This window comes from Nocardia sp. NBC_00565 (assembly GCF_036345915.1).
Classification (GTDB): Bacteria; Actinomycetota; Actinomycetes; order Mycobacteriales; family Mycobacteriaceae; genus Nocardia.
Window position 1 is genome coordinate 8,474,910 of record NZ_CP107785.1, and the last position, 18,355, is coordinate 8,493,264.

The following is an 18,355-nucleotide window of genomic DNA, read 5'->3' on the forward strand; positions in this document are numbered from 1 at the left end:
GACTCGCGCCTGCGGCGCATGCGCTTCGACGATTCGGCTGAGTTCGATGGCCGCGCCTGCGGCGCGGACGCGAGACGGGCCGCGAACGTCGCTCGTAAGACTCGCTCTGTGCGGGGCGATTTCGCGTCCGCTGTCACTACAACGAGCCGGACGCCTCGGTGGGGAATGGATCCCACCGCGACGTCCGGCTCGCGGATACGCTGTTCGATCGTCGGTCGACCTACGCGTGCGCGATGGTGGACCAGCCGTCGACCTCATGGGGCAGGCGCGGGCCGGGGCCGGTGTAGATGGCGGCCGGGCGGACCAGCTTGCCCAGTTGCTTCTGCTCCAGGATGTGGGCACACCAACCGGCGGTGCGGCCACAGGTGAACATCGCGGGCATCATGTGCGCGGGTACCTCGGCGAAGTCCAAGATGACCGCGGCCCAGAACTCGACATTGGTCTCGATGGCGCGGTCCGGGCGACGCTCGCGCAGTTCGGCCAGCGCGGCCTGCTCCAGTGCGGCGGCGACCTCGAAGCGCGGGGCGCCGAGGCGCTGAGCGGTGGCGCGCAGCACGCGGGCGCGCGGATCCTCGGCCCGGTAGACCCGGTGGCCGAAGCCCATCAGCTTTTCCTTGCGATCCAGGACGCCCTTGACCAGCGTGCGGGCGTCACCGGACTGCTCGACGGCCTCGATCATCGGCAGCACGCGCGCCGGTGCGCCGCCGTGCAGCGGGCCCGACATCGCACCGATCGCACCCGACAGCGCCGCGGCGACATCGGCACCGGTCGAGGCGATCACCCGCGCGGTGAAGGTGGAGGCGTTCATGCCGTGCTCGGCCGCCGAGACCCAGTAGGCGTCGATGGCTTCGGTGTGCCGCGGATCCGGGTCGCCCTTCCAGCGGGTCATGAAGCGTTCGGTCACCGTGGTGCACTCGTCGATCTTCTTCTGCGGCACCGCGGGCTGGTAGATGCCGCGCGCGGATTGCGCCACATAGGACAGCGCCATCACCGAGGCGCGGGCGAGATTCTCCCGCGCGGTCTCGTCATCGATATCGAGCAGCGGCTGATAGCCCCAGATCGGCGCGAGCATGGCGAGACCGGCCTGCACATCGACGCGCACGTCACCGGTGTGCACCGGCAGCGGGAACGGCTCGGCGGGCGGTAGGCCGTGACCGAATTCACCGTCCACCAGTAGCGCCCACACGTCGCCGAAGGTCACCTGCGAGCCGACCAGATCTTGGATATCGACGCCGCGGTAACGCAGCGCGCCGCCGTCCTTATCGGGTTCGGCGATATCGGTGGTGAAGGCCACCACACCTTCCAGGCCGCTGACGAAATCACTGGGTACGGCGGTTTGCCCATTGGGTACCGCGGGGCTGGTAGTCATGTTGTGACTCTCCTTGCACTTCGGTTCGCACACTGTCCGTAGCGATTGCTTGCAGGTCGCTCGAAAGGACCAGCCCGCGACTGCTCGCAGGTCGAAAGGACCAGCAGCGACGGCTTGCAGGTCGCTCGAATGGATCACTAGCGACTGCTTCGAATCGCTGGAAAGGCCTGTTCTCGTCGATGAGGGTGTGGCTCGCCGAGCACATGCCGATCCACAAAACCTTAGCTCCTTGCTACCGCGGAGTAACGTCTGGGCCATGCGTGACCTGGACAATTCATCTGTCGGTCAGGAAACGGCCGAATTACTCACCGGCCCCGATCTCGCATCGATGCGAGTCGACTACGGCGGCATGCCTTTCGGCAGTGGCGAAGACACCGATCTGGACGAAACCTGGCTGGCAGGCGGCTGGGAGCCGCTGCTGCGGCACTGGATCGAACAGGCCACCGCGGTCGGTATCGCCGAACCCAATGCCATGGTGGTGGCCACCGTGGCACTGACCGACGTGGGGCCGCGCCCGGTCGCCAGGACGGTGCTGTGTAAAGGCCTCTCACCCGAGGGTGTGACTTTTTACACGAATTACGACTCGGCCAAGGGCAACCAACTGGCCGCGGTTCCGTTTGCCGCGGCCACTTTCGTCTGGCCTGTGCTCGGCAGACAGGTCCATGTGCGCGGACCCGTCGAGCAGGTCGTCGCCGAGACGACCGCCGTCTACTGGCGCTCGCGGCCGCGCGATTCGCAGTTGGGCGCCTGGGCCTCGCGGCAGTCCCGGCCGATCGCGTCGCGGGCCGAACTGGATCGCACGCTGGCGGAGACCACCGCCCGCTTCGCCGATGTCGACGAGATCCCGGTGCCGCCGCATTGGGGCGGCTACCTGCTGCGCCCGGACGAGGTGGAGTTCTGGCAGGGCCGCCGGGGCCGGCTGCACAATCGGATCCGGGTCCGGATCAGCGCCGATGCCATGGTGGTCGACCGACTACAACCGTGAGGAATGCCACGACCCCAACCCTATTGAGCAGCTGACTCATTCACTACGCTCCCGGCAGTGAAGCTGCTCGCCGACACCACCCCACTGCGCTATCCCGATTACCGGCGGCTGTGGACCAGCAACATCGTCACCGTCATCGGCTCGCAGCTGGCGGTTGTCGCGGTGCCGCAGCAGATCTTCCAGATCACCGGCAGTTCCGGCTACGTCGGTCTGGCCGGTCTGTTCGGCGTGGTACCGCTGATCGTGTTCGGCCTGTGGGGCGGCGCCCTCGCCGATGTGATGGACCGGCGCAAGCTGATGCTCATCACCAATTGCGGCACCGGCGCGACCGCGCTCGCCTTCTGGGCGCAGGCCGCGGCCGGACTCGACAACGTCTGGATCGTGCTCGGGCTGTTCGCCGCGCAGCAGGCGCTGTTCGCGGTGAATCAGCCGACTCGTAGCGCCGCCATCCCGCGGCTGCTCCCCGCCGAACACCTGGCCGCCGCCAGTGCGCTGAGCATGACCGTGCAGCAGATCGGCGCGATCGCCGGGCCGGTGCTCGCGGGTGTGCTGATTCCCATCATCGGGCTGTCCACCCTGTATCTGATCGACGCCATCGCATTGCTGGCCACCATCTGGGCGGTGTGGAAGCTGCCCCCCATCGCGCCGACCGGTGCCGCGCGCAAGGCTGGATTCCGCGCGGTGCTGGACGGTTTCACCTACCTGGCGACTCAGCGCATCCTGCTCGCCTCGTTCGTCGTCGACGTGATCGCCATGGTCTTCGGCATGCCGCGCGCGCTGTTCCCGCAGATCGCGCACGAGACCTTCGGCGATCCGGCCACCGGCGGCGTCGCGCTCGGGCTGCTGTTCGCGTCCATGTCGGTCGGGGCGGTGCTGGGCGGGGTGTTCTCCGGGTGGATCTCCCATGTGCGCCGCCAGGGTCTGGCCGTGGTGGTCTGTATCGCGCTCTGGGGACTGGCCATGGTCGGCTTCGGTCTCGCCGTCGGATTCACCGGGCACGGCCTCGGCCTCGGACCGGGGCTGTGGATCGCGCTGGCCTGTTCGGCCTTCGGCGGGGCCGTCGATATGGTCTCGGCCGCGCTGCGCGTCGCGATGCTGCAGACGGTCGCCACCGACGAGATGCGCGGACGGTTGCAGGGTGTGTTCATCGTGATCGTCGCGGGCGGTCCGCGCATCGGTGATGTTGCCCACGGTTTTGCCGCGGCCGGCCTGGGTACCGCGGTCGCCGCGGCGGGCGGCGGTGTGCTGGTTGTTGTCGGAGTCGTGCTGGCGGCGCTGGTTTTCCCGGCCTTCGTGCGCTACCGCGTCGGCAGGTCGCATTCGGTGCCGGTGTCGGGAAACCTCACGTGACGACAAGTTGTTTGTGAGGTTCTCCGGTGGGCACCCTCGTTCTCGTGCCGTGCGAGCAACGACTAGCGTCTAGGTGAGAGCACCGCCGTGTCGACCGCACCCCGTTGCCGACGGTCATAGCCTGAGAGGGATCCTTCCGTGCCCGAAAAAGACATCAACGACGCCAAGCCGGTGCTGACCTACCCAGGCGGCGAGTACGCGATGACGATCGCCGAAGCCAAAGAAGGCAACGACGGCATCGACCTCGGAAAAATGCTGGCCAGCACCGGATACGTGACCTACGACCCGGGTTTCATGAACACCGCCCCCACCAAGTCGGCGATCACCTATATCGACGGCGACGCGGGCATCCTGCGCTACCGCGGTTACCCGATCGACCAGCTGGCGGATTCCTCGACCTTCATCGAGGTCAGCTACCTGCTGATCTACGGCGAGCTGCCCACGCAGGCGCAGCTGGACGATTTCACCGATCGGATCCGCAGGCACACCCTGCTGCACGAGGATCTCAAGCGGTTCTTCGACGGTTTCCCGCGCAACGCGCACCCGATGCCGGTGCTGTCCTCCGCGGTGAACGCGCTTTCCGCGTACTACCAGGACTCGCTGGACCCGCGTGATCCCGAACAGGTCGAACTATCCACCATCCGACTACTGGCCAAGCTGCCCACCATCGCGGCCTACTCGTACAAGAAGTCGGTCGGCCAGCCGTTCCTCTACCCGGACAACTCGCTGAGCCTGGTGGAGAACTTCCTGCGGATGACCTTCGGCTTCCCGGCCGAGCCCTATGAGGTCGACCCGGAGATCGCCGCCGCGCTCGACATGCTGCTGATCTTGCACGCCGACCACGAGCAGAACTGCTCCACCTCGACGGTGCGCCTGGTCGGCTCCTCGGACGCCAACCTGTTCACCTCTGTCTCCGGCGGCATCAACGCGCTGTGGGGTCCGCTGCACGGCGGCGCCAACCAGGCCGTGCTGGAGATGCTGGACGGCATCAAGGCCGATGGCGGCAACGTCAAGGAATTCATCCGCAAGGTCAAGAACAAGGAAGACGGCGTGAAGCTCATGGGCTTCGGGCACCGCGTCTACCGCAATTACGACCCGCGCGCATCGATCGCCAAGAAGCATGCCGACGCGATCCTGTCCAAGCTCGGCGGCGACGACGAATTGTTCGATATCGCAAAGTCTCTCGAAGAGGCGGCGCTCACCGACGAGTACTTCATCTCGCGCCAGCTGTACCCGAACGTCGACTTCTACACCGGCGTCATCTACAAGGCCATGGGCTTCCCGACCCGGATGTTCACCGTGCTGTTCGCGATGGGCCGACTGCCGGGCTGGATCGCGCACTGGCGTGAAATGCACAGCGAGCCTTTGAAGATCGGCCGTCCGCGGCAGATCTACACCGGTTACGGCCACCGCGACTACGACGAGATCAACGGTCGCTGATACTTCCGTCCATCAATCACCGTCACCTATCAGAGGGGATAGCCGAATGACCAAGCCGGAGATCGAATTCCAGGAGGGCCCCGCGCCCACCGAGCTGGTTGTCAAGGACATCGTCGAGGGCGAGGGCACCGAGGCCGTGCCCGGTGGCACCGTCGAGGTGCACTACGTAGGCGTGGAATTCGAGTCCGGCGAGGAGTTCGACTCGTCCTGGAACCGTGGCGAGGCGATCAGCTTCCCGCTGCGCGGCCTGATCCAGGGCTGGCAGGACGGCATTCCCGGTATGAAGGTGGGCGGCCGTCGTCAGCTGACCATCCCGCCGGAGCTGGCCTATGGCCCGGCCGGCGCGGGTCACAAGCTCTCGGGCAAGACCCTGGTCTTCGTGATCGATCTGCTGAACGCGAACTGAGCGAAAACGCTTGCCGCGGCCCGTGTTCCACTCCGGTGGAGCACGGGCCGCAGTCGATTGACTGCGAGTTCCACGCGGAATCTGAGTATTTCGCCGAAGTCGCCGCGATGCAAGCCGAAACCGACATCCGGGAGATCGCTGCCCGTTACGCATCCCACCTCGAGTACCCGGCGCTCGGGTTCGACGGTTAGGAGCTCAGGTGCCGACTTGAATTGTGTCCCGTTGGGACCTGAAACGCGAAAACCGGTCCGGGAGTGCGGATGACGGCTGCTGCCACCGTCACGCATTCCCGGACCGGTTCGCGTATCTGTGCCTTACTTCGGCGGCGCGGTGACCTTGACCGGCTTCCCCCAGTCCGACAGCGTCACCTTGATCGTGCCCGGATCCCGCTTGACGACCGCCTGGACCAGGTTCGGGCCGGTTCCGGGCGAGGCCGCCTGCGACGGCAGTGCCGACGCGGAACCCGACGGCGGCGCGACATCCGCGATCCACAGAGTGATCGGGAACGTACCCGCGGGGTCACCCGACTTGGGCACGATGGGATCGATCACCGTGGAGTCGATGGTTCCGGAGACCTTCACGGTGTCGACACCGTCGACCTTCTCGCGTCCCTCCACCTTCGGGTTCTTCACCTGCCCGATGAGGTTGGCCAGACCCTTGTCCTTGTCGAGGATCACGCCCGGGTCGTAAATCTGCTCCGCCGGACCGACTTTCGCGTAGGCGGAGGAGCCACCGGTCTGCGCGTACATGACCTTGTCCACGACCAGGAACTTGGCCTGGATGAAGTCGGCTTCGGGCTTGGTCCTGACCTTCGCCTCACCGATCGCCTGACCGGCGCCCTGCGGCTGGTTGGTCACATCGGCCGAGACGGTCTCGACCGGGAGGTTGGTGAGATTGTCCACCTTCAGATTCAGGTGCACCGCTTGCAGGGTCTGAGTGGTCTTGGCGGACTCTTGCACGATCTGTGCGGCGTCGGGCAGCTGGCCCGACGGCGGCGCGGACGAGGTGGTCTTCGAGTCGGAGCTGGAGTCGCAGCCCGTAACCAGTGCCGCGAACATCGACGCCGCGACCACTGCGGGCACTAGGCCCGGTCGGCGAAGTCGGAGTCGGCGCGTGGTGCGTGCGTGCGCTGTCAGGTCACTCAATGTTCTGCCCCCAGAAGAGTGCGAGGTCGGTGAAGACCGGGTGGATGAGACGCAGCTGGTGCTGCCGCCTTCGTGGTAGTGCAGCATTTCGCCCGCCAGATTAGCCTGTCTCGCAAGTTAACTCGACCCGGTTCCCAGGAGTGAACTCGACCGAATCGCACGTGCTGCGGGGGCCGACGTTACCCTTGGTGCGGTCTTCTCGCAGAGATCGGGGGGAATCCGACGCGAAAGCTACCGGGTTAAGGGATTGTTTAGTGAGATGTAAGGCGTTGGAACCACGATGCACTCATGAACGCTCAGGCGGTGTGCGTGTCTTCGGGGGGACGTCCGGCACACCGGGCGATGCGCCCCCGCGCCTGTCCGCGATACACGCCATAACCCCGGTCGGCCGACAACGGCCACCGAACCCGCGGATCAGACACGGAGGATTGCCATGACGAACAGCCACCCAGAAGCGGAGGAGCGGGACTTCCGTAGACCGCCCGGCCCCCCTCCGGGTGGACCGTTGAATGTGTGGGTTTACAACGGAAAAGCCTACGATCTGAGCGATTGGATCTCCAAGCATCCCGGCGGCGAGTTCTTCATCGGGCGAACGAAAAATCGCGATATCACCTCCATCATCGGGTCCTACCATCGCGATCCGGAGCGGATCGGGCGAATGCTCGAGCGGTATGCACTGGACCGCGCGGCATTGCCCGAGGACATCCATCCGAAGAACAACGCGCCGGACTTCCTGTTCAAGGAAGGCTTCGACAGCTGGCAGGACACCCCGAAGTACCGGTTCGACAACAAGGAAGATCTGCTCCACAAGGTGAAGGCGCGGCTGAAAGAGCCGCAGTTGGCGGCTCGTCTGCAGCGCATGGACACGATCTTCAACATTGTGGTCGCGGTGCTGGCCATCGCCTATTTCGCGGTGCAGGGACTGCGGCTGTTCGAGCGCAGCTGGATGCCGCTGCCGGTCTTCGTGATCGCGATGGTGCTGCTGCGCAGTTCGCTGGCCGGATTCGGCCACTACGCGATCCATCGCGCGCAAAAGGGCCTCAACAAGATCTATACGAATACCTTCGATTTCAATTACGTGGCACTGGCTTTCGTCACCGCGGACGGCCACGCGCTGCTGCACCACCCGCATACCCAGAGTGAAGTCGATATCAAAAAGAACGTTTTCACAATGATGATGCGGGTGCCACGGTTGTACCGGGTGCCCATTCACACCCTCCACAAGTTCGGACACACGGTGACCGGCATGACGATTCGACTGCTTGACGTCTGCCGCCTCACCCGCAAAGTGGGCATCAAGGACATGTACGGAACGTGGGGCGGGGCGCTGCCGCATTTCATCGGATCGTTCGGTGTACGCGCGCTGCTGCTCGGCGAGTTGATCGCCTTCACACTCGCGGGCGACTTCTGGGCCTGGGCACTGCAATTCGTGGTGACGCTGTGGATCAGTACCTTCCTGGTCGTCGCGAGCCATGATTTCGAGGTGGAGACCGAGGAACTGCCCGCCTCCGATACCGAAGACTGGGCCGTGAATCAGATGGAGCAGGCCTACGACCTGAAGGTCATCGGAAACCGTTATATCGACTGCTTTCTCGCGGCGGGCCTGAGTTCGCACCGCGTGCACCACGTCCTGCCGTTCCAGCGCAGCGGCTTCGCCAATATCGCCACCGAGGACGTATTGCGCGAGGAGTCCGCGAAATTCGGTGTCGAGTGGCTCCCGGCGAAGAGCTTCTTCACCGACCGGTTCCCGAAGCTGTGCCAGACGTATCTGTTGTCGCCCTCGCGCGAAGCCGAGGAACGGAAATGGGGATTCATCCGTGAGCATTGTTCGCCAGCGGCCTTGAAGACCTGCGCCGTCTACACGGTGCAGGGATTCACCGGAATCGGCACGGTCTGAACCGATTCCGCCGACCGCGTCGACCGATCGAGCCGCTGCCCGACGGCAGCTCCGATCACCATTTTCATAAGAAACGGGGAGATTTTCGTGTCTATCACCATCAATGAGGAGGGCTCCGCGCCCACGTCGGCCGCTCGCCAGGGGAACGAGCACGGCCACGACCTCGCGCAGCACGGACTGCCGCCCGCGCCGCCGACCACCATCGGCGTCATCGAGAGCATCGCGACGGGCGCGCCGGGTCGGATCGTCGATCAGGACGACGCCGCGGATCGAGTCGCCGAGCTGTTCACCGATCCGACTCAGCGGGCGCGGATCTCGCGGATCTACCAGAAGACGAAGATCGATACCCGTCGCATGGTGATCGATCCGCTCGATCCCGAATTCCTGCCGTTCAGTGGGGATTCGGGCACGATTCGGGATCGGATGAACCTGTACTACCGCCACGCGGTGCCGCTGGCCGTCGACGTCGCCGGACGTGCACTCGCCGGTGTCGACGACGCGGCCGCGGAGATCGGACTGCTGGTCTTCGTGACCAGCACCGGCTTCATCGCCCCCGGTGTCGATGTCGCCGTGGTCAAACAGCTCGGCCTGTCGCCCTCGGTGGGCCGGGTCGTGGTGAACTTCATGGGCTGCGCCGCCGCCATGAACGGCATTCGGACCGCCGTGGATTACGTTCGGGCACATCCGGATAAGAAGGCCATGGTGGTCTGCCTGGAGCTGAGCTCGGTGAACGCCGTCTTCGACGACAACATCAACGATGTGATCATCCACAGCCTGTTCGGGGACGGCTGCGGTGCGGTCGTCATCGGCGCCGGACAGGTCCAGCAGCCGCTGGCGCCGGGCAAGGTAGTGATCCGGGACAGCTTCAGCCAGCTGTTCGACGGCGCGGAGGACGGCATCGTGCTCGGTGTCAACCACAACGGCATCACCTGCGAGCTGTCGGAGAATCTGCCCGAGTACATCTACACCGGGGTCGATCCCGTGGTCACTGCGGTATTGCGGCGCAACGGATTGCAGAAATCGGATGTCGATCTGTGGGCGATCCACCCCGGCGGGCCCAAGATCATCGAGGAGTCCGTGCACTCGCTGGGTATTCCGGCGGAGCGGGCGGCCTCGAGCTGGGAGGTGCTGGCCAGGTTCGGCAATATGCTGAGCGTATCGCTGATCTTCGTGCTGGAACAGATGATTCAGCAGGCGGAGACGGCGAAACCGATCTCGACGGGGGTGGCGTTCTCCTTCGCGCCGGGTGTCACCCTCGAAGGCATGATCTTCGACATCATCCGCCGGTAAGCGGCTTCATCCGCACCACGCCCATTCGGCCATACCCCCGTTGAGGGAGCTCAGTAACCATGCAACTCATCAGATTCCTCATCTCGATCTCGTGGATGCGGATCGCGGCCGTCATCGTCGCGGGCCTGCTCTGCGGCGCGGCCAACACCTATCTGGTGACCCTCATCCGAGGTGTCGTGTCACCGGAACCGCATCCGCATGTCAACGTCCAGAGCTTCGCGCTGACGGGCCTGGTCATTCTGGTCAGCGGCGTGGTGTCGCAGGTATTGCTGATCCGGTTGGCCCAGGACGCGATCTACCGGCTGCGTGCGGATCTGAGCTCCGGCATCGTCTCGGCTCCGCTCGAGCATCTGGAACGGCTCGGGATGCACCGGCTGATGGCCACGCTGACCGAGGATGTGCGCTCGCTGTCGCAGGCGGTGACCGCCATCCCGAGCATCTGCATCGACGTGGCCACCATCGTGGGCTGCTTCATATTCCTGCTGGTGGTCTCGGGTCCGCTCTTCGCGGTCACCGTGGCGGGCACCCTGCTCGGGATCGCCTGTGTCGAGCTGATTCTCGGGCGGGTGCGCAATATCTACCGTGCGGCGCGCGAGAACGAGGACGCGCTGCTGCGGTCGTACCAGGCCGTCACGTTGGGCATCAAGGAGCTGAAGCTGCATCGGGGCCGCCGCCGGGACTTCATGCAGCGGCATCTGCTCGGCTCGGCCGCGACGCTGCGTGCGCAGAACGTCGACGCCGGATCCAAATTCTCAGTGGCGCAAGGGTTCGGGCAGGCACTGCAGCTGGCCACGATGGCGCTGATTCTGTTCGTCCTCGTCACGCCGCTACACCTGTCGCTCGACGTCATGGTCGGCTATGTCCTGGTGACGACCTTCCTGGCGATGCCGATGCAGAACTTCATGCACCGCATTCCGGATCTGCTGCGCGGTGATGTCGCGCTGGCGAAGATCCGCGCCATGAACCTGTCCATGGAGACCATGCACGACGAGGAGCAGTTGCCCTTCACCGACCGTCCCGCCGTCGACGCGGCGCGGCTGGAGCTGACGAATGTCGGCTACAGCTACCGGATGCAAGCGCCCCCGCCGTTTCCGCCGGGTCCGGGTGCACCGCCCCCGCCCGGCGCGCCACAGTCCGGTCCCGGTGCCCCACCGCCCGGTCGCGGTGCGCCGCAACATGGTCGGGGCGTGCACCCGCCCGGTCGGGGGCCACGCCCCGGCGGGCCGCGACCAGACGTCAATGGCCATCGGTTCGTCGACCACAGCGGACACGACAACCTGCCGGCGCCGCTCGGTCCGCCTCCGGAGGCCGATAACGGCGAGTCCGGATTCCGGCTCGGCCCGCTCGACCTGGTCTTCGAACCCGGACAGATCACCTTCATCGTCGGCGGTAACGGCAGCGGCAAATCCACGCTGGCCAAGCTGATCACGGGGCTGTATGTGCCGCAGACCGGATCGCTGTCGCTCAACGGCGAGCCGATCGACCACCAGAACATCGAGTGGTTCCGGCAGAACTCCTCGGCCATCTTCACCGACTTCCACCTGTTCGAGGAGTACCTGGGCTTCGATCGGCCCGGGCTCGACGGTGAGGTGCGCCGCTATCTCGAACAGTTGCAGATCGCGCACAAGGTGACGGTGCGCGACGGTCGGTTGTCCACCATCGATCTGTCCCAGGGCCAGCGCAAGCGGCTCGCGCTGTTGACCGCGCTGCTCGAGGACCGCCAGATCTATGTCTTCGACGAGTGGGCCGCCGATCAGGAGCCCAAGTTCCGCGACGTCTTCTATAAGGAGATCCTCGCCGATCTCAAGAAGCGCGGGAAGACCGTCATCGTGATCACCCACGACGACCGCTACTTCGACTGCGCCGACCAATTGGTCAAACTCGATTTCGGCCGGGTGGTGGACGCGAAGCGGATCACCGAACCCACTGCCGTCGAGCTGTCCTGACCGAATGCCTTACCGAACTCTCAGAGTTGGGCCGGCGACGAAGCCAATTCGGACCTCTAGGGTCTGCAGATGTGACTGAGCGTAGCGAGGGAACCAAAGACACAGCAGCACTGCCGGTCACGGCGGAGCCGAGCGCTAGCGAGGTGGAGCTGTGACTGGAATTCGCGCTCGCTCTGCCATGTTCGCCGTCGCCGTACTCACCGCCGGGGCACTCGGCGGCGCACTGATCGCCTGCGCAGGATCGTCCAGTTCACCCGAGGGCATCGCGTTGGTGAACGCCGATACCGGGCCGACCGGTGCGCGCATCGCGCAGGGTCTGCAGCAGGAGGGCGGTGGCTACGAGTGGACCGTCGGCAAGCCGGGTGAGATCAATGCCGACGACTACGCAGCGGTGATCACCCTGCCCGCCGATCTGACCGAATCCATGGGCACGCTGGCGAGCGCGCAGCCGCGGCGGGCCAAGGTCACGGTGGATGCGCACCGGGGCGCGGACGAGAACCTGGTGAACGGCGCGGTCGATACGGTGACGCACCGGGTCGGTGCGTCCGGTATCGACGCCGCACTGGCCGCGGTCGCGCAGGCGCGCACCCAGATGACCTCGGTACAGTTCACCGCCCAACTGCTCAGCGCGGGCGTGAACGCCGCGGCGGCGGGCGCGGACCAGTTCAGCTCGGGCGCGGATCAGTTGCTCGGCTTCCTTACCTACGCCAAAGAAGGCTCGGCACAGCTGACTTCGGCCATCGCACTGCTCAATTCGACGGTTTCCGGTGCGGCCGCACAGGCGAATCAGCTTGCCTCGGCGCTGGATTCGACCGGCATCACGATCGGCCAGGTGCAGCAGACCGCGAATACGGTGAGCGGCGGCCTGGATCAGATCCTGCCGCTGCTGCGTGCGCTGCCCTTCTCCGGTGATCCGCAGGTCGCCGACATCATCACGAAACTCGAAGGGCTGCGCAATGTTTCGGGACAGTCCGGACCCCAGCTGAACAACCTGGGCGAACTCGTCGGCAGCGCGGTCGACCCGAGCACCGATCTCGGCACCCTACTGCGTACCGTGGTCGACCGATTGACCGGCGCCAGTGCGCAATTGGCCGAGGGCGCCAAGCTCGCCGAGGCCCTGCCCCACCTGGCCGACCAGGGCGGGGCCCAATTGGTCAGCGCCATCGGCCAACTCACCAGCGGCGTCACCCAACTCCAGCAGATCGTCACCAATCTCAGCACCCAGACCGACAAGGCCGTCGCGGCGCTACCCCAGCGCAGTAGCGCCCAACAGTCCGCGCTGGCTCTTGCGCTCACCGACCCCGTCGAAGTGGTCCGCAACTGACAAAAGCACCGTCCATCCGACAATCCGAAGGACTTTGCCAGCCTAGACGAACTCGTAACGATCGTTGCAGTTGCCCGGCCCGATGGTGCGACCGGCTGACCGACGGCCCTGCCACGCTCGAGAAGCAACTGCTGCCGGTGGTCCAGGAGAGTGGGAACCGCAGGCCGCAGTGCTCTTTCGGGTCAGGTGTTGGTACTGCGTTCGGGAAGATCCAATACCAAGCGCACGCCACTGAGTGGACTGTCGTCGAAATACGCTCGGCCGCCATGGAGTTGGGCCTGTTGGGCGACCAGGGCCAGGCCGAGGCCGGACCCGCCCTTACTGGCCTGACTACCGCGGAAGAAGCGTTCGAAGACGGCGGTGCGTTCCTCGACGGGGATGCCGCGGCCGTTGTCGTCAACGGTGATCAGTATGTGGCCGTGCGGATTTCGGTGCGCGGAGACCACCGCCTCGGTGGCGCGGCCGTGTTTGACCGAGTTGGCGAGCGCGTTGTCCACCGCGAGGCGCAGCCCGGCGGGCAGGCCGCGGGTGATCAGTTCGGCGTCGGTATCGATGCGCACGGTCAGTCCGGGGAAGTGGCGCATGGCATCGTGTGCGGCTTGGTCGCAGAGGTCGCCGACGTCGGTATCGACATGGTCGCGCTCGTTGGTGAGATCGCCGGAGGCGAGTCGTTCCAGTGCGGCCAAGGTGGTTTCGACGCGGCCCTGGCTGCGCTGTAGGTCGGCGAGGATCTCGGCGCGCTGCGCCTCGTCCAGATCGAGGGTGCGCAGCACCTCCAGATCGGTGCGCATGGCGGTGAGCGGTGTGCGCAGTTCATGCGCGGAGACGGCCGCGAAATCGCGTGCGGTCTCCAATGCCGCGGCGGTTTCGCCCTGCGCCTGGTCGACCCGTTGCAGCAGGGTGTTCACCGCCTCGGCGAGCTTCTCCGCCTCCCTGACTCCGGAACCGTCGACCCGCGGCTGTGGATTGTCCGGATCGCGGTATCCGCTGCGGGTGCCGACCTGGTGGGTGAGATCGACGATCGGGCGTACCGCGCGCCCCGCGAGCAGCCAGCCGAGCGCGGCCGCGGTGGCGATCGCCACCCCCGCTCCGGCCAGCACCCAGCGCTGTTGCTCGGCGGTAGCCCGTGCCGCATCGGTAGCCGGAATGCCCAGCGAGACGACCCGTCCCGCCGGCTGATTCTCGGTGGTGGTGAGTACCCGGAACGGGGTGCCGTTCACGGTGACGGTATGCGAGCCGATCGGCTGTTCCGGCAATCGGATCGGCGTGCTCGCCACAATCGTGTTGTTGTCGCGGACGGTCACCGCCATGTCGGAGGTCGGGCCGACCAACCCGAGCACGCCAACGGCCAACACCGAATCGATCAGCACCAAGCGCGATGCGATGGTCAGTTGCTGATCGGTCTGGGCCAGGTTGTTGCGCTCGATGGCCTGCGAGGAGATCACCCCGATGATCGTGACGATGATGATCGCCCCGACCGCAGCCGCGCCCGCCACCCTGGTGCGCAGCGAGAAGGTGCGCCGCCGCTTACCGGGAGTCGTTGTGCCGGAAGGCATCTGGCTCATCGATCAGCCGAACTCATTTGGGCGCTCGTAGTACGAATCCGACGCCGCGGACCGTGTGCAGCAGCCGGGGCGTGCGCTCCACCTCCAGCTTGCGCCGCAGATATCCGACGAAGACATCCACGACATTGGTGTCGGCGGCGAAGTCGTAGCCCCACACCAACTCCAGCAGCCGCTCCCGGCTCAGCACCACGCCCGCGTTGCGCGCCAGCGTGGACAGCAACTCGAATTCCCGCTTGGTGAGCTCGATTTCCTGCCCGTGCAGCAGTGCGCGATATCCGGCGGCATCGACCTCCAGCGGGCCGACCGTGATCGCGCCGGGCGTGGCCGGAGCCGGGACATCCGAGCGCCTGCGCAGCAGGGCCTTGATCCGCGCCACCAGTTCGGCGAGCACGAACGGTTTGGTCAGATAGTCGTCGGCGCCGGACTCCAGCCCGGAGATCCGGTCGTCGACCGAGGCGCGGGCGCTGAGCACGCAGATGGGGACGTCATTGCCCAACGCGCGCAATGCCGTCACCACCCCCGCGCCGTCGAGCACCGGCATATTCATATCGAGCACCACCGCGTCCGGCGCCTGCTCGGTCACACTGCGCAGCGCCTCGGCCCCGTCCCTGGCAACCCGCACCTGGAAGCCGGACAGCCGCAGCCCGCGCTCGACCGACGCGAGCACGTCCTCATCGTCGTCGACGACAAGGACGGTCGGGTTCGAAGTCACGTCATTCATTCTGCTCCCCCGACTCCCCGGATCTATTGGCCATACCAGTAGGTGCCGCTATGTTTCCGTACAGGTCCAGGGTTGGGTGCCCCGGGATTTTTGGGCGTACCCGGCGAGTTGCCCATGTGCTCGCGAGACCAGTCGGCCGGTCAGTATCCGGAAGTTACTCGGCGTGTCGGATACGGGTCAGTAGGAGTGGCAGGAGTCGGCGACCGTGCGGATGGTTTCCGCGAGACCGGATGCGCGCGGATCGTTCTCCGCGTCCTTCGCGGCGTCCGGGTTCTCGTTGATCATGGCCTGCAGTTCCGCACGCCGCTGCTCGACCGGCTGGTCGAATTTGCGCCGCAATTCGGCCTTCTGGGTCGGGTTCGAGTCGAGCATCGCCGCCAACTGCGGTGCCTTGGCGTGCAGCGCCGCGTCGATCTGCGCGAAGGAGCAGTCCGAGTTCAGCAGCGGCCCGGCCAGTGTCATCGGATCCGCGGCCGCGATGGCCGGGGACAGCAACACGGCCACGCCGGCCAATCCGCTCGCGGCGAGAGCGGTGGCGGCGGGGCGACTGCGCAAGAGCTTCATGGTGTTGTGCCTCCAGATCTTTCGAGTGGTGCTGCGGTTCCAGCGCTCTAGACGCTATTGCCTCGCACTGGCACATGTGTGAACTATCCCTGAGGATTTCCTAAGGGGTGCAACGATCACGCATCGCGAAGCTATGACGGCAGAATCGGATCCCCGTTGGCGGCAACGACTTCTGGCCCCGGCTCCGGCGGGCGGCTGGCCCGGATCTGTACTTCCAGCGCGGCGAGCACCGAGGAATCCTCGATCGTGGACGGTATCTCGTAGGCGTCGCCCGCGGTGATCTGCCGGATGGTCTTGCGCAGGATCTTGCCGGATCGGGTCTTGGGCAGCGCGGTGACGATGACGGCATCGTGCAGGGTCGCGATCGCGCCGATCTGCTCGCGCACCCGGGCGATCAGTTCGTCACGCAATTGGTCGGGATCGATCTCGACACCGGACTTGAGCACCACGTACGCGATCGGACGTTGGCCCTTGAGTTCGTCCGGTAACCCGATCACGGCGCATTCTGCGACCGCGAGATGTCCGGCGATGGCGGCCTCGATGCTGCCCGCCGAGAGCCGGTGCCCGGCCATATTGATCACATCGTCGCTGCGACCGAGTACGTAGAGATATCCGTCGTCGTCGAAATATCCGGAGTCGCCGGTGAGGTAGTGGCCGGGGAACGCCAACATATAGGAACGCTGGAAGCGCTCCTCGTCGCGCCAGAGCCCGGTCAGTGTGCCGGGCGGTAGCGGAAGTCCGATGACGATATTGCCCTCGGTGCCCGGTGCGACCGGATTGCCCTCCGCGTCGAGCACCCGCAGCCGGTAGCCGGGCACCGGCACCGACGCCGAGCCCGCCTTGATCGGTAGTTGTTGCAGACCGAGCAGATTCGCGCAGATCGGCCAGCCGGTCTCGGTTTGCCACCAGTGGTCGACCACCGGGCAGTCGGTGCGGTCGGCGAGCAGTATCTCGCTGGCCCACTCGTAGGTGGCCGGGTCGAGCCGCTCGCCTGCGCAGAACAGCGCGCGCAGCGAGGACAGGTCGTGCTGGTGGGCGAACGCGGCGTCCGGATCGGCCTTGCGGATGGCGCGCAATGCGGTCGGTGCGGTGAACAGCACTCGGACGTTGTGCTCGGCGATCACCCGCCAGTACGCGCCCGCGTCCGGGGTGCCGATCGGTTTGCCCTCGTAGAGCAGGGTTGTCGCGCCGACGAGCAGCGGCGCGTAGACGATGTAGGAGTGCCCGACCACCCAGCCGACATCGGAGGCAGCCCACATCACCTGGCCGGGACCGACGTCGTAGATATTGCGCATGGACCAGGCGAGGGCAACCGCATGTCCGCCGTTGTCCCGGACCACGCCCTTGGGCTTCCCGGTGGTGCCGGAGGTGTAGAGGATGTAGAGCGGATCGGTCGCGGCGACCGCGACCGGATCGGCGGGTGGCGCATCTCGGACGGCGTCGTCCCAATCGAGCCATTGGGCCGCGACGGTCTGCGCGGAGCTCGGCAATGATTCGGTCGCGGGCTGCGGCGCGGGGAAGTGGATGGTCGGGAACTGCGGTCGCTGCTTCACGATCACCTGGCGCGGCGCGCTGGTCTCGGCGAGGTCCAAGGCCTGCAACACAATCGGCGGGTAATCGATGGTCCGGCCCGGTTCGAGGCCGCCGGATGCTGTGATGATCAACACTGGTTCGGCATCGTCGATGCGTGCGGCGAGCTCGGGTGCGGCGAAGCCGCCGAAGACCACCGAATGCACCGCGCCGATGCGCGCGCAGGCGAGCATGGCGATCACGGCTTCGGGGATCATCGGCAGGTAGATGACCACGCGGTCGCCGACCCCGACACCCAAACGGACCATCGCACCGGCGAACTCGGCGACCTTGTCCAGCAGTTCCGCATAGGTGAAAACACCTCTGGCGCCGGTCATAGCGGAGTCGTATATTAGGGCGGGCTGATCGGCCCGGCCCACCTTGTCCGCAGCGTCGCCACCGTGCACATGTCGGTCGAGGGCGTTGAAGGAGGTATTGAGGCGAGCATCCGGAAACCATCTGGCCATCGCGCGAGCCGTGGTGTCGACGATCTGGGTTGGCGGTATCTCCCAGTCGATCGCCGCAGCCGCGTCAGCCCAGAACTCAGCGGGATCGACCAAACTGGTCTGGTAGACCGGCCGGTACTCGTGCCTCGCACGCCCACCCGTCGCCCGACCACCACCCCCCACCGAATCGCTACGCGATGCTGTACTCAAGTGACTCCCTAGCCTCGCCTCGATGCCCGCCTCGATAGATCAGCACGATTGTGGCAGACTTCACGCGACGCCCGGGTGGGTGCCGCGACCTTTGGTTTTGCCAACTATCGGCAGGTCAAGGCCTGTAG

14 protein-coding genes are annotated in these 18,355 nt (G+C 65.8%); 8 read left to right on the top strand and 6 right to left on the bottom strand.

What is annotated here, in order from left to right; genetic code table 11:
• Positions 1-220: 220 nt before the first annotated feature.
• Positions 221-1,369: a citrate synthase 2 gene (locus tag OG874_RS39140; protein ID WP_330252071.1), complete on the bottom strand. Its 1,149-nt coding sequence runs from the start codon at positions 1,367-1,369 to the stop codon at positions 221-223.
• Positions 1,370-1,625: 256 nt separating this feature from the next.
• Between OG874_RS39140 and pdxH the strand changes: the two genes are divergently transcribed.
• The 4 genes from pdxH to OG874_RS39160 all read left to right on the top strand — a co-directional run bounded on the left by pdxH (position 1,626) and on the right by OG874_RS39160 (position 5,550).
• On the top strand, positions 1,626-2,354 hold the full coding sequence (gene pdxH, locus OG874_RS39145; protein WP_330252072.1) for a pyridoxamine 5'-phosphate oxidase: 729 nt from the start codon (positions 1,626-1,628) through the stop codon (positions 2,352-2,354).
• Positions 2,355-2,411: 57 nt separating this feature from the next.
• Positions 2,412-3,704, top strand: a complete 1,293-nt coding sequence (locus OG874_RS39150) for an MFS transporter (protein ID WP_330252073.1) — start codon at positions 2,412-2,414, stop codon at positions 3,702-3,704.
• Between the two features lie 138 nt (positions 3,705-3,842).
• Positions 3,843-5,144 (top strand): citrate synthase, encoded by a 1,302-nt coding sequence (locus OG874_RS39155; protein WP_330252074.1) that lies wholly within the window; start codon positions 3,843-3,845, stop codon positions 5,142-5,144.
• 46 nt (positions 5,145-5,190) lie between these two features.
• Positions 5,191-5,550 (top strand): FKBP-type peptidyl-prolyl cis-trans isomerase, encoded by a 360-nt coding sequence (locus OG874_RS39160; protein WP_330252075.1) that lies wholly within the window; start codon positions 5,191-5,193, stop codon positions 5,548-5,550.
• A 314-nt stretch (positions 5,551-5,864) separates the two neighbouring features.
• On the opposite strand, the gene OG874_RS39165 is transcribed toward OG874_RS39160, so the two are convergent.
• Positions 5,865-6,695: an LppX_LprAFG lipoprotein gene (locus tag OG874_RS39165; RefSeq protein ID WP_442943202.1), complete on the bottom strand. Its 831-nt coding sequence runs from the start codon at positions 6,693-6,695 to the stop codon at positions 5,865-5,867.
• Between the two features lie 433 nt (positions 6,696-7,128).
• Between OG874_RS39165 and OG874_RS39170 the strand changes: the two genes are divergently transcribed.
• From OG874_RS39170 to OG874_RS39185, 4 genes are all read left to right on the top strand, one after another.
• Positions 7,129-8,592 carry a cytochrome b5 domain-containing protein gene (locus OG874_RS39170; protein WP_330252077.1) on the top strand — a complete coding sequence of 488 codons (1,464 nt, stop codon included), beginning with the start codon at positions 7,129-7,131 and terminating at the stop codon, positions 8,590-8,592.
• A 99-nt stretch (positions 8,593-8,691) separates the two neighbouring features.
• Complete coding sequence (locus OG874_RS39175; protein WP_442943472.1) at positions 8,692-9,882, top strand: type III polyketide synthase; 1,191 nt, start codon at positions 8,692-8,694, stop codon at positions 9,880-9,882.
• 59 nt (positions 9,883-9,941) lie between these two features.
• Positions 9,942-11,828, top strand: a complete 1,887-nt coding sequence (locus OG874_RS39180) for an ATP-binding cassette domain-containing protein (protein WP_330252078.1) — start codon at positions 9,942-9,944, stop codon at positions 11,826-11,828.
• A 151-nt stretch (positions 11,829-11,979) separates the two neighbouring features.
• Positions 11,980-13,152 carry a hypothetical protein gene (locus OG874_RS39185; protein ID WP_330252079.1) on the top strand — a complete coding sequence of 391 codons (1,173 nt, stop codon included), beginning with the start codon at positions 11,980-11,982 and terminating at the stop codon, positions 13,150-13,152.
• A 182-nt stretch (positions 13,153-13,334) separates the two neighbouring features.
• Here the strand turns inward: OG874_RS39185 and OG874_RS39190 are convergent, their stop codons facing one another.
• The 4 genes from OG874_RS39190 to OG874_RS39205 form a co-directional block, all read right to left on the bottom strand.
• Positions 13,335-14,708, bottom strand: a complete 1,374-nt coding sequence (locus OG874_RS39190; RefSeq protein WP_330257611.1) for a sensor histidine kinase — start codon at positions 14,706-14,708, stop codon at positions 13,335-13,337.
• Positions 14,709-14,730: 22 nt separating this feature from the next.
• On the bottom strand, positions 14,731-15,438 hold the full coding sequence (locus OG874_RS39195) for a response regulator transcription factor (RefSeq protein ID WP_330252080.1): 708 nt from the start codon (positions 15,436-15,438) through the stop codon (positions 14,731-14,733).
• Positions 15,439-15,615: 177 nt separating this feature from the next.
• A complete protein-coding gene (locus OG874_RS39200; RefSeq protein ID WP_330252081.1) occupies positions 15,616-16,002 on the bottom strand; it encodes a hemophore-related protein in 387 nt (128 codons plus the stop codon).
• A gap of 131 nt (positions 16,003-16,133) precedes the next feature.
• On the bottom strand, positions 16,134-18,200 hold the full coding sequence (locus OG874_RS39205) for an AMP-binding protein (protein WP_330257612.1): 2,067 nt from the start codon (positions 18,198-18,200) through the stop codon (positions 16,134-16,136).
• Between the last annotated feature and the right edge of the window lie 155 nt (positions 18,201-18,355).

What these genes read in the sequence shown, in the direction of transcription:
- OG874_RS39200 (WP_330252081.1), bottom strand. Translation starts at nt 16,002, where the DNA reads ATGAAGCTCTTGCGCAGTCGCCCCGCCGCCACCGCTCTCGCCGCGAGC.
- OG874_RS39180 (WP_330252078.1), top strand. Translation starts at nt 9,942, where the DNA reads ATGCAACTCATCAGATTCCTCATCTCGATCTCGTGGATGCGGATCGCG.
- OG874_RS39140 (WP_330252071.1), bottom strand. Translation starts at nt 1,369, where the DNA reads ATGACTACCAGCCCCGCGGTACCCAATGGGCAAACCGCCGTACCCAGT.
- OG874_RS39195 (WP_330252080.1), bottom strand. Translation starts at nt 15,438, where the DNA reads ATGAATGACGTGACTTCGAACCCGACCGTCCTTGTCGTCGACGACGAT.
- OG874_RS39160 (WP_330252075.1), top strand. Translation starts at nt 5,191, where the DNA reads ATGACCAAGCCGGAGATCGAATTCCAGGAGGGCCCCGCGCCCACCGAG.
- OG874_RS39190 (WP_330257611.1), bottom strand. Translation starts at nt 14,708, where the DNA reads ATGCCTTCCGGCACAACGACTCCCGGTAAGCGGCGGCGCACCTTCTCG.
- pdxH (WP_330252072.1), top strand. Translation starts at nt 1,626, where the DNA reads ATGCGTGACCTGGACAATTCATCTGTCGGTCAGGAAACGGCCGAATTA.
- OG874_RS39170 (WP_330252077.1), top strand. Translation starts at nt 7,129, where the DNA reads ATGACGAACAGCCACCCAGAAGCGGAGGAGCGGGACTTCCGTAGACCG.